Origin of the sequence: Sphaerotilus sp. (assembly GCF_013299175.1) — a bacterium.
Taxonomy (GTDB): domain Bacteria; phylum Pseudomonadota; class Gammaproteobacteria; order Burkholderiales; family Burkholderiaceae_C; genus Sphaerotilus.
The window spans coordinates 1-10,407 of the sequence record NZ_JAAFKF010000120.1 but is presented as its reverse complement, the minus strand read 5'-3'; the positions used below and the strand labels follow the sequence as shown (position 1 = coordinate 10,407).

The 10,407-nt window shown below is 64.7% G+C and carries 12 protein-coding genes; 5 read left to right on the top strand and 7 right to left on the bottom strand.

Features of this window, described 5'->3' with window-relative positions; translation table 11 throughout:
• Positions 1 to 22: 22 nt before the first annotated feature.
• The 5 genes from pssA to QZW52_RS16630 form a co-directional block, all read right to left on the bottom strand.
• Positions 23 to 865, bottom strand: coding sequence for a CDP-diacylglycerol--serine O-phosphatidyltransferase (gene pssA / locus QZW52_RS16650; RefSeq protein WP_294000804.1), 843 nt, complete (start codon positions 863 to 865; stop codon positions 23 to 25).
• 8 nt (positions 866 to 873) lie between these two features.
• Complete coding sequence (locus tag QZW52_RS16645; protein ID WP_294000803.1) at positions 874 to 1,662, bottom strand: class I SAM-dependent methyltransferase; 789 nt, start codon at positions 1,660 to 1,662, stop codon at positions 874 to 876.
• A gap of 148 nt (positions 1,663 to 1,810) precedes the next feature.
• The gene (ilvC, locus tag QZW52_RS16640) at positions 1,811 to 2,827 is read right to left on the bottom strand and encodes a ketol-acid reductoisomerase (RefSeq protein WP_294000801.1); all 1,017 of its coding nucleotides are present in this window, start codon (positions 2,825 to 2,827) and stop codon (positions 1,811 to 1,813) included.
• A gap of 58 nt (positions 2,828 to 2,885) precedes the next feature.
• A complete protein-coding gene (ilvN, locus tag QZW52_RS16635) occupies positions 2,886 to 3,377 on the bottom strand; it encodes an acetolactate synthase small subunit (RefSeq protein ID WP_294000799.1) in 492 nt (163 codons plus the stop codon).
• 19 nt (positions 3,378 to 3,396) lie between these two features.
• On the bottom strand, positions 3,397 to 5,124 hold the full coding sequence (locus QZW52_RS16630) for an acetolactate synthase 3 catalytic subunit (RefSeq protein WP_294000797.1): 1,728 nt from the start codon (positions 5,122 to 5,124) through the stop codon (positions 3,397 to 3,399).
• A gap of 285 nt (positions 5,125 to 5,409) precedes the next feature.
• Here QZW52_RS16630 and QZW52_RS16625 point away from each other — a divergent pair, with 285 nt between their 5' ends.
• The 5 genes from QZW52_RS16625 to QZW52_RS16605 are packed head-to-tail and all read left to right on the top strand — an operon-like array spanning position 5,410 to position 8,292.
• Complete coding sequence (locus QZW52_RS16625) at positions 5,410 to 5,976, top strand: RNA polymerase sigma factor (protein WP_294000796.1); 567 nt, start codon at positions 5,410 to 5,412, stop codon at positions 5,974 to 5,976.
• Positions 5,973 to 6,536, top strand: coding sequence for a DUF3619 family protein (locus QZW52_RS16620; RefSeq protein ID WP_294000795.1), 564 nt, complete (start codon positions 5,973 to 5,975; stop codon positions 6,534 to 6,536). Before QZW52_RS16625 ends, QZW52_RS16620 begins: the two co-directional genes overlap by 4 nt.
• 4 nt (positions 6,537 to 6,540) lie before the next feature.
• Positions 6,541 to 7,299: a DUF3106 domain-containing protein gene (locus QZW52_RS16615; RefSeq protein WP_294000793.1), complete on the top strand. Its 759-nt coding sequence runs from the start codon at positions 6,541 to 6,543 to the stop codon at positions 7,297 to 7,299.
• Positions 7,300 to 7,339: 40 nt separating this feature from the next.
• Positions 7,340 to 7,888 carry an RDD family protein gene (locus QZW52_RS16610; RefSeq protein ID WP_294000792.1) on the top strand — a complete coding sequence of 183 codons (549 nt, stop codon included), beginning with the start codon at positions 7,340 to 7,342 and terminating at the stop codon, positions 7,886 to 7,888.
• A gap of 23 nt (positions 7,889 to 7,911) precedes the next feature.
• On the top strand, positions 7,912 to 8,292 hold the full coding sequence (locus tag QZW52_RS16605; RefSeq protein ID WP_294000791.1) for a diacylglycerol kinase: 381 nt from the start codon (positions 7,912 to 7,914) through the stop codon (positions 8,290 to 8,292).
• Positions 8,293 to 8,308: 16 nt separating this feature from the next.
• On the opposite strand, the gene QZW52_RS16600 is transcribed toward QZW52_RS16605, so the two are convergent.
• Both QZW52_RS16600 and ettA read right to left on the bottom strand, forming a co-directional pair.
• Positions 8,309 to 8,647 carry a P-II family nitrogen regulator gene (locus QZW52_RS16600; protein ID WP_179635022.1) on the bottom strand — a complete coding sequence of 113 codons (339 nt, stop codon included), beginning with the start codon at positions 8,645 to 8,647 and terminating at the stop codon, positions 8,309 to 8,311.
• 76 nt (positions 8,648 to 8,723) lie between these two features.
• Positions 8,724 to 10,388 carry an energy-dependent translational throttle protein EttA gene (gene ettA / locus QZW52_RS16595; protein ID WP_294000806.1) on the bottom strand — a complete coding sequence of 555 codons (1,665 nt, stop codon included), beginning with the start codon at positions 10,386 to 10,388 and terminating at the stop codon, positions 8,724 to 8,726.
• Positions 10,389 to 10,407 lie beyond the last annotated feature (19 nt).

Sequence of the window (10,407 nt, the reverse complement as noted above, 5' to 3'; positions counted from 1 at the left end):
GGTCACATGCAGGAACGGCGTTTCAGCGGTGCAGGCCCTCTTCGTCCGGCTCGTCCGTGGAGGTGGCGATCACGCTCACCGGCCGGCCCTTGGACTTCTTGATCGCGTAGACCACGTAGCCCGACAGCCCGTAGACGATGAACACGGCGAACAGCACCAGCGGGGGGTGGTAGGTGATGACCGCGATGCCCAGCGCAATCGCGACGATCACGATGAACGGCACCGTGCGCTTGAAGTTCACGTCCTTGAAGCTGTAGAACGGCACGTTGGTGACCATCGTCAGCCCGGCGTACAGCGTCAGCGCGAAGGCCACCCAGGTCAGCCACGGGATGTCGCGCACGCCCTTGTAGCCCATGTCGTCCATCACCCAGATCAGGCCCGTGACGAGTGCGGCCGCGGCCGGACTGGGCAGGCCCTGGAAGAAGCGTTTATCGACGATGCCGATGTTGGTGTTGAACCGCGCCAGCCGCAGCGCAGCCCCTGCGCAGTAGACAAACGCCGCCAGCCAGCCGAGCTTGCCCAGACCACGCAGCGCCCATTCGTAGACGATGAGCGCCGGCGCAGCGCCGAACGACACCATGTCGGCGAGACTGTCCATCTGCTCGCCGAAGGCGCTCTGGGTGTTGGTCATGCGGGCGACGCGACCGTCGAGGCTGTCCAGCACCATCGCGCAGAACACGCCGATCGCGGCCTGGTCGAAGCGCCCGTTCATGGCCATCACGACGGCGTAGAAGCCCCCGAACAGGCCCGCCAGCGTGAACAGGTTGGGCAGGATGTAGATGCCCTTGCGGCGGGGACGGCTCGGAGCCGGACCATCCAGCTCATCAAGGGGGTCGGGACGGTCGGGCGATAGGGGATCGTTCATGCCGCCGATTATCGCGAAGCGCGGGCATGGACGTACACCCACGCATCCGGCAATTGCGCCCGCTGCTGCGGATCGTCGATTTCCCGCCCCAGCAGATCGACGCACTGCACGTCCTCGAACCCCTGCGCCAGCGTCTGGCGGACCAGCTCGGCCGGGCGGATGTAGTAGTTGCAACCGCCTGCCAGCGGGTCGATCAGCTCCACCCAGTCCCGCTGCGCGATCGGCCAGGCGGCGCGGTTCAGGCGCCGCATCCGCGACCAGAACCACTGGGTCTGCACATAGCTGCGCAGCCCCGACCAGCGGATGCCGCGGCGGCTGTCGAGCCAGTTCAGGTTGTGCGACGAATACACCAGATGCCCGCCAGGGCGCAGCACCCGCCGGCACTCCTGCAACGCCGTCGCCCGCGCCTCGGCGCCGACCAGATCGATGCCATTGAAGCTGAACAGCACGATGTCGAACGACGCATCCTCGTACGGCATCGCCCGCGCATCGACCACATCGAAGCGCAAACCGCGGTGGGCGATGAGTCCGCCGAACCGCTCACGGCACGCCTGCACCATCGGCTCGGCATAGTCCGCGCCCACATAGCGCAAGCACTGGCGGGCCAGATTCGCCGTCGTGCGCCCGCCGCCGACACCCAGGTCGAGCAGCGCACTGTCCGCCAGCGCCGCACCAATGCGCTGCTCGAAGATGGTCCGCTCGGGGGCTTGCAGGCGTGACTGCTGTGCGTAGCGGCGCACCACCTCGGTGGAGCCGTAGAACTCTTCCCAGCGGGTGATCGCGCGGGCTTGCGGCATGGAGAACTCCTGAATCTGATGATTTTATGAAGCAAATAATTACACAGCCACAGGGAAACCGCCAGTTCACGGGATGGACAGACAAAAAAAAGCAGCGCCTTGGCGCTGCTTCGGTCCAATCAAGAAACCGAATCGATCAGTTTCGGGATCAGTTGCGGGTCTTGTCCACCAGCTTGTTGGCACGGATCCACGGCATCATCGCGCGCAGCTTCTCGCCGACGACTTCGATCTGGTGCTCTTCCGTCAGGCGGCGGCGCGAGATCAGGGTCGGGGCGCCGGCCTTGTTTTCCAGGATGAAGGACTTGGCGTATTCGCCGGTCTGGATGTCCTTCAGGCACTGGCGCATCGCGTCCTTGGTGGCCGAGGTCACGATCTTCGGACCCGTCACGTACTCGCCGTACTCGGCGTTGTTCGAGATCGAGTAGTTCATGTTCGCGATGCCGCCTTCGTAGATCAGGTCCACGATCAGCTTCAGCTCGTGCAGGCACTCGAAGTACGCCATTTCGGGCGCGTAGCCGGCTTCCACCAGCGTCTCGAAACCCGCCTTGATCAGCTCGACCGCGCCACCGCACAGAACGGCCTGCTCGCCGAACAGGTCGGTCTCGGTCTCTTCGCGGAAGTTGGTCTCGATGATGCCGGCCTTGCCGCCGCCGTTGGCGGTGGCGTAGCTGAGGGCCAGATCACGCGCCTTGCCGGTCTTGTCGGCGTAGACGGCGATCAGGTGCGGCACGCCGCCACCTTGCACGTAGGTGCCACGCACGGTGTGGCCCGGGGCCTTCGGGGCGACCATCCACACGTCGATGTCGCTGCGCGGCACAACCTGGCCGTAGTGGACATTGAAGCCGTGGGCGAAGGCCAGCGAAGCGCCTTCTTTCATGTTCGGGCCGACTTCGGCGTTGTAGACCGTGGCGATCTGCTCGTCGGGCAGCAGGATCATGACCACGTCGGCGTCGCGCACGGCGTCGGCGATCTCGGCGACCTTCAGGCCAGCCTTTTCCGCCTTGGACCACGAGGCGCCGCCCTTGCGCAGGCCGACCGTGACCTTGACGCCCGAGTCGTTCAGGTTCTGGGCGTGGGCATGGCCTTGCGAGCCGTAGCCGATGATGGTGACGTTCTTGCCCTTGATCAGGGAGAGGTCGGCATCCTTGTCGTAGTAAACCTTCATGGGAATTCCGTTCTGAATCTGTAGCGGTTATCGCTGTGGGAGCTGTAGCGGGGATCGATCAAACACGCAGGATGCGCTCACCGCGCCCGATCCCGCTGGTACCGGTGCGCACGGTTTCTAGGATGGCGGTGCGGTCCACCGCCTGGATGAAGGCATCGAGCTTCTCGGAGTCACCCGTCAGCTCGATGGTGTAGCTCTTGTCGGTCACGTCGATGATGCGGCCGCGGAAGATGTCGGCCAGCCGCATCATCTCCTCGCGTTCCTTGCCGACGGCACGCACCTTGATGAGCATCAGCTCGCGGGCGCTGAAGCTGCCTTCGGTCAGGTCCACCACCTTCACCACCTCGATCAGGCGGTTCAGGTGCTTGGTGATCTGCTCGATGACCTCGTCGGAGCCGCTGGTGACGATGGTCATGCGCGACAGCGAGGCGTCTTCCGTCGGGGCGACCGTCAGGCTCTCGATGTTGTAACCACGGGCCGAGAACAGGCCGACGACACGCGAGAGTGCGCCGGCTTCGTTCTCCAGCAGGAGGGCAATGATGTGTTTCATGTCGTTCTCCTGGGCGGGGTCACAGGTCTTCGGAGCCGAGCAGCATCTCGGTGATGCCTTGGCCGGCCTTGACCATCGGCCAGACGTTTTCCGTCCGGTCGGTGCGCACGTCGAGGAACACGGTGCGGTCCTTCAGGCGGATCAGCTCCTTCAGGGCCGGTTCGACCTCGGAGGGCTTCTCGATCTTGATGCCGACGTGGCCGTAAGCCTCCGCCAGCTTCACGAAGTCCGGCAGCGCGTCCATGTAGCTGTGCGAGTAGCGGCCCTGGTAGTCCAGCTCCTGCCACTGGCGCACCATGCCCAGGTAGCGGTTGTTGAGCGAGATGACCTTGACCGCCGTGCCGTACTGCTGGCAGGTGGACAGCTCCTGGATGCACATCTGGATCGAGCCTTCGCCGGTGATGCAGAACACGTCCGACTCCGGCTTGGCCAGCTTGATGCCCATCGCGTAGGGCAGGCCCACGCCCATCGTGCCCAGGCCGCCGGAGTTGATCCAGCGGCGCGGCTCGTCAAAGCCGAAGTACTGCGCCGCCCACATCTGGTGCTGGCCCACGTCGGACGTGATGTAGGTGTCACGGCCACGGGTCAGGTTCCACAGCGTCTCGACGACGTACTGCGGCTTGATGACCTCGTCGGAGTTCTTGTACTTCAGGCACTCGCGACCACGCCATTCGTTGATCTGTGCCCACCAAGCGTTCATCGCGGCCGGCTCGGCGCGCTGCTGGTGCTCGCGGATCTGAGTGATGAGTTCCTGCAGCACGTCCTTCACGTCGCCGACGATGGGGATGTCCACCTTGACGCGCTTGGAAATCGACGACGGGTCGATGTCGATGTGGATGATCTTGCGCTCGACAGAGGCGAAGTGCTTCGGGTTGCCGATCACGCGGTCGTCGAAACGCGCGCCCACCGCCAGCAGGACGTCGCAGTTCTGCATCGTCATGTTGGCTTCGTAGGTGCCGTGCATCCCGAGCATGCCGAGGAAACGCGGGTCGGTGGACGGCGTCGCCCCCAGGCCCATCAGCGTGTTCGTGACCGGGTAGCCCAGCAGATCGACCAGTTCGCGCAGCTCCGCCGAGGCATTGCCCAGGATCACGCCGCCGCCGGTGTAGATGTACGGGCGCTTGGCCGACAGCAGCAGCGCGACGGCCTTGCGGATCTGCCCGCCGTGGCCCTTGCGCACCGGGTTGTACGAGCGCATCTCGACCGTTTCCGGGTACTGGAACGCGGCCATCTTCAGCGACACGTCCTTCGGAATGTCCACGACCACGGGGCCGGGGCGTCCGGTGCGGGCGATGTGGAACGCCTTCTTGATCGTCACGGCCAGGTCGCGCACGTCCTTGACCAGGAAGTTGTGCTTGACGATCGGGCGGGTGATGCCAACGGTGTCGCACTCCTGGAAGGCATCGAGGCCGATCGCGGGCGTGGGCACCTGGCCGGTGATCACGACCATCGGGATCGAGTCCATGTAGGCCGTGGCGATGCCGGTCACCGCATTGGTGACCCCAGGGCCGGACGTGACCAGTGCCACGCCGACCTTGCCGGTGGCGCGTGCGTAGCCGTCAGCAGCGTGGACGGCCGCCTGCTCGTGGCGCACCAGAACGTGCTGGATCGTCTCTTGCTTGTAGAGGGCGTCGTAGATGTAGAGGACCGATCCACCGGGATAGCCCCACATGAATTCGACGTTTTCGGCCTGCAGGCAGCGGACCAGGATTTCCGAGCCGTTCAGCTCGGGCGTAGCGTTGTCCATGTGAATGAACCTTTCGGGTTTTCTCTGACGAAAATCGATCGGTGCGCCTCCCCGCGCCCTTGTGGGGTGGGATTGGCGCCGGGGGGTCTTGACACCGTCACCCGGGTCGGGCGAGCAGCGCAGACCATTGCACGCTTCGTGCGAAGGCGGGATTATCGCACTCTTGCGGCGCACCATGCTGCGGCGCAGCGCCATGCGGGCGGGTGCCATAATCGCGCCCGCCATGGCCCATACCCCTTGGTACCCCGCTCCCTGCTGCTCGCCGCCTTCACCGGCGCAACATCCTTGGCCGCCGATCAAGCCCTTTCCGACTTCCTGCAGAGCGTCGAAAAACGCGCCTTCAAGCGCACCGTCTACATGGTGCGCGACGAAGATGCGGCGCTCGACATCGTCCAGGACTCCATGATCCGACTGGCGCAGCGTTACGGCGACCGGCCCACCAACGAGTGGCCGATGCTGTTCCAGCGCATCTTGTCCAACGCGACAATGGACTGGTTTCGCCACCAGAAGGTGCGCAACGCCGTCCTGAAGAACTTCTCCGATTTCGAGGGCAACGACGGCGACGCTGACTTTGACCTGCTGGAACATCTGGCCACCGAGACCACCGCTGGCGACACCGAAAGCGCCGACACCGCCTTTGCACGGACACAAACCTTGCAAATGATCGAAGAAGAGGTGTCGAAGCTGCCTGGCCGTCAACGTGAAGCCTTCCTTATGCGTTACTGGGAGGAAATGGATGTTGCCGAGACAGCCACGGCCATGGGTTGCTCGGAGGGAAGTGTCAAGACGCACTGCTCGCGCGCAGTGCATGCATTGGCCAAAGCGCTCAAAGCCAAGGGAATATCACTGTGAATACCGCGTCGAACATACGCACCAGACTGCCCGCAGAGGTCGATGCCCTGGAGGCCCGTTTCGCATTGCGTCTGACGGCGCGCCTGGAAGCCGGCGCCCAGACCTTGCCGCATGACATCGGCGAGCGGCTGCGGGTTGCACGCCAGCAGGCATTGGCACAAGCGCGCCACCAGGCGATCACGGCGCGGCGCCCGGAAGCGGCATCTGCCACAGGCATCTCGATCGTCGGCATCGACACCCGCTCGGGTGCAGCCACGCTCGGGCGCCTGGGTGGTAGTGGTCACGGCGGTGAAGAATCCGTGTGGTGGGGCCGGCTGGGCTGGCTGGTGCCGACCCTGGTCTTGGCGGTCGGCTTGACCGGACTGGGCGAGTGGCAATCGCGCGAACAAATCGCCCAGGCAGCAGCGATCGATACTGAACTGCTCGGCGACGATCTGCCCCCTGCGGCCTATCTGGATGCGGGGTTTGGTGAATTCTTGCGCCGCCCACCGGAGCACGCAGTGCCGGTGGTCACGCCAGCGGAAGAAACCCACAGCCTGCTTGTCTCGGTAGGGAACTGACACCATGACCATGCAGCGTCGCGTCGCGCAAACGTGCTGGGGAGCCGGTGTGCTGTTCACTGCGGCACTGGTGCTGTCCACACCCGTTTCAGCCCAGACCGGACCTGCCACCTCCACGCCAGCAGGTCCGGCATGGACCACGCTCAGCGCCAGTGAACGCCAGGCGCTGCAGCCACTGCAGGCCCAGTGGAACGACATCGACAGTCTGCGCAAGCAGAAGTGGCGCGATGTCGCTGCCCGTTACGCCGGTCTTCCGCTGGTTCAGCAGGAGCGCCTGCACGAGCGCATGGTCGAATGGGCCACGATGACCCCTGTTCAGCGCAACATGGCCCGCATCAGTTTCGAAGAGCTGCGCAAGCTGCCGGCAACCGAGCGCCAGACCCGCTGGGATGCCTACCAGAGTCTGCCCGCAGAACAACGACTGGCCCTGTCCACCCAGGCCAGCAGAACTCCCGCTGCCGCCGCGTCCCAGGCCGCTGCAGCGCGCAAGACGCTGTCCGCCGAGGGAGTGGAGGAAAAATCCAACATCGTGACGACGCAGCAATCGGCCCGCCCACAGTCGGTTGCCCCTGGCACCGTGCAGGCAGGCGTCGGCGCCAGCACCCGCCCGATCAGCAAACCGCCCACACCACCGCGCCACCAGCAAGCCGGCATGCCCAAGATCGCAGCCACGCCAGAATTCGTCCAGGACAATACCTTGCTGCCACAACGTGGTCCGCAAGGCGCAGGCATCGGCCCCCTTTCGCACCTGGACACCCCCTGACGGGGTCAGCGCAGTCGCCAAAACCGTCCGCCACCGCCCCATGGCTTCCCGCTCCGCCCTGCCCTACACCCCCGCCGACGCCGATCCCGCCACGCTACCCACCCCTGGCCTGCGCCGGCGCATGGCGGCCATGCTCTACGAGGGCGTCGTGCTGTTTGGTGTCTTGATGGTGTCAGGACTGCTGTTTTCGACACTGACTGGCCAGCGCCACGCACTGCAGGGCCGCTTGGCACTGCAAGCCTTCCTCTTCGCGATGCTCGGTGTGTATTTCGCTTGGTTCTGGGTCCACAGTGGCCAGACGGTGGCGATGAAGACATGGCATGTGCGCGTGGTTCGACAAGATGGCCGTGCCCTCACCTGGCCACATGCACTGGGCCGGTATGTCCTGAGCTGGCTGTGGTTTCTGCCGGCGCTCGGTGTGGCCGCCGTGCTGAAGCTCCACACCTCGGGCCAATATGCGCTCCTGCTGGCGGCAGGTGTGGCGACTTATGCGGGCATGGCATGGTGGTTGCCCGACCGGCAATTCCTGCACGACCGCCTGAGCCGAACCCGGCTGGTGACTTGGCGCCCGGCTCCCCGGCGACGCTGACAGGCGCTGGCACAATCGTGCCAATGACATCCAATCCCCAGAAAACCCGCACGGGCGTCGATCGGATCCGCCACGCTGCGGGCTATTCCGTCCAAGGTCTGCACAGCGCATACCGCCATGAGAATGCGTTCTACCAAGAGACTTGGCTGGCCCTGGTGCTGGTGCCGCTGGCTTTCTGGGTGGGACGAAACTGGGTCGAAGTGGGACTGCTCGCCGGCAGCGTGGTGATGGTGATGGTGGCGGAGCTGCTGAACTCGGCCGTCGAAGCGACCGTGGACCGCATCTCGCTCGACCACCACCCGCTCTCCAAACGCGCCAAGGACTACGGCAGTGCAGCCGTTTTCCTGGCGTTGAGCGTGTGCGGCGGCTTGTGGATCGCCGCGCTGTGGCAGCGTTTCGGCTGATGCGCTGACCCGCTGATCAGACCGCCGCTTCGTCGGTCTCGCCGGTGCGGATGCGGATGACCTGCTCCACCGGTGTCACGAAGATCTTGCCGTCGCCGATCTTGCCCGTCTTGGCCGCCTTGACGATGGCCTCCAGGCAGCGATCGACATCCACCGTCTTCACGACGACCTCGATCTTCACCTTCGGCAAGAAATCGACCACGTACTCGGCGCCGCGGTACAGCTCCGTGTGGCCCTTCTGGCGGCCGAAGCCCTTGACCTCGGTGACAGTCAGGCCGGTGACACCTACCTCGGCCAAGGCTTCGCGAACCTCTTCGAGCTTGAAGGGCTTGATGATGGCAGTGATCTGTTTCATGCGTGGTCTCCGAATGGAATGCAGCTCAGGGTCAAGGTCAAGGTCTGGGTGAATTTAACACCGGACAGGGCCGGCATCACTTCAGGGCCTTGTAGCGGAACCGCTTGGGCCGAGCGCCTTCTTCACCCAGACGCTTCTTCTTGTCGGCCTCGTACTCCTGGTAGTTTCCGTCGAAGAAGACCCACTGCGAATCACCTTCCGCCGCCAGGATGTGCGTGCAGATGCGGTCCAGGAACCACCGATCGTGGGAGATCACCATGGCCGAGCCGGCGAACTCCAGCAGCGCCTCTTCCAGCGCGCGCAGGGTTTCCACGTCCAGGTCGTTCGACGGCTCGTCCAGCATCAGCACGTTGCCGCCCTGCGCCAGCGTCTTGGCCAGGTGCAGACGCCCCCGCTCACCGCCCGACAGGCTGCCGACGAGCTTCTGCTGGTCGTTGCCCTTGAAGTTGAAGCGGCCGATGTAGGCACGGCTCGGCATCACGAACTTGCCGACCACGATGTTGTCGAGGCCACCCGACACGTCCTGCCACACCGTCTTGGTGTCGTCCAGGCTCTGGCGGCTCTGGTCCACGAAGGCCAGACGCGCGGTCTTGCCGATCTTGACCTCGCCGGTGTCGGCCTTCTCCACGCCCTGGATCAGGCGGAACAGCGTCGATTTGCCGGCACCGTTCGGGCCGATGATGCCGACGATGGCACCCGCCGGCACCTTGAAGCTCAGGTTGTCGATCAGCACGCGGTCGCCGAAGCTCTTGGTGACGCCCTCGAACTCGATCACTTCATTGCCCAGGCGCTCGGCCACCGGGATGAAGATCTCGTTGGTTTCGTTGCGCTTCTGGTAGTCAACGTCGCTCAATTCCTCGAAACGGGCCAGACGCGCCTTGCTCTTGGCCTGGCGACCCTTGGCGTTCTTGCGCACCCATTCCAGCTCGACCTTCATCGCGCGGGCGCGGGCGTCTTCGGTCTTCTGCTCCTGCTCCAGGCGCTTGCCCTTGCCTTCGAGCCAATCGGAGTAGTTGCCCTTGTACGGGAAGCCCTGGCCCCGGTCGAGTTCGAGGATCCACTCGGCGGCGTTGTCGAGGAAGTAGCGGTCGTGGGTGATGGCCACCACGGTGCCGGTGAAGCGTTGCAGGAAATGCTCCAGCCACTCGACCGACTCGGCGTCCAAGTGGTTGGTGGGTTCGTCGAGCAGCAGCATGTCCGGCTTGGACAGCAGCAGCCGGCACAGCGCCACGCGGCGCTTTTCGCCCCCCGACAGGTTGCCGATCACGGCGTCCCACGGCGACAGGCGCAGCGCATCGGCGGCGATTTCCAGTTGCAGGTCGGTGTTCTCGCTGCCGGCGGCGGCGATGATCGACTCCAGCTCGGCCTGCTCGGCGGCCAGCGCATCGAAGTCGGCGTCCTCGTCGGCGTAGGCGGTGTAAACCTCGTCCAGGCGCTTCTTGGCCGCGATCACGCCGCCGATGCCTTCCTCGACCGCTTCGCGCACGGTCTGGTCCGGGTTGAGCTGTGGCTCCTGGGGCAGGTATCCGATCTTGAGGCCAGGCATCGGGGTGGCTTCACCCTCGATGTCCTTGTCGATGCCCGCCATGATCTTCAGCAGCGTGGACTTGCCCGAACCGTTGAGGCCGAGCACACCGATCTTCGCGCCGGGGAAGAACGACAGCGAGACGCCTTTGAGGATCTGGCGCTTCGGCGGAACAATCTTGCCGACGCGGTTCATCGTGAAAACGTACTGGGCCATGGGTGTCTTGTGGGGTTGT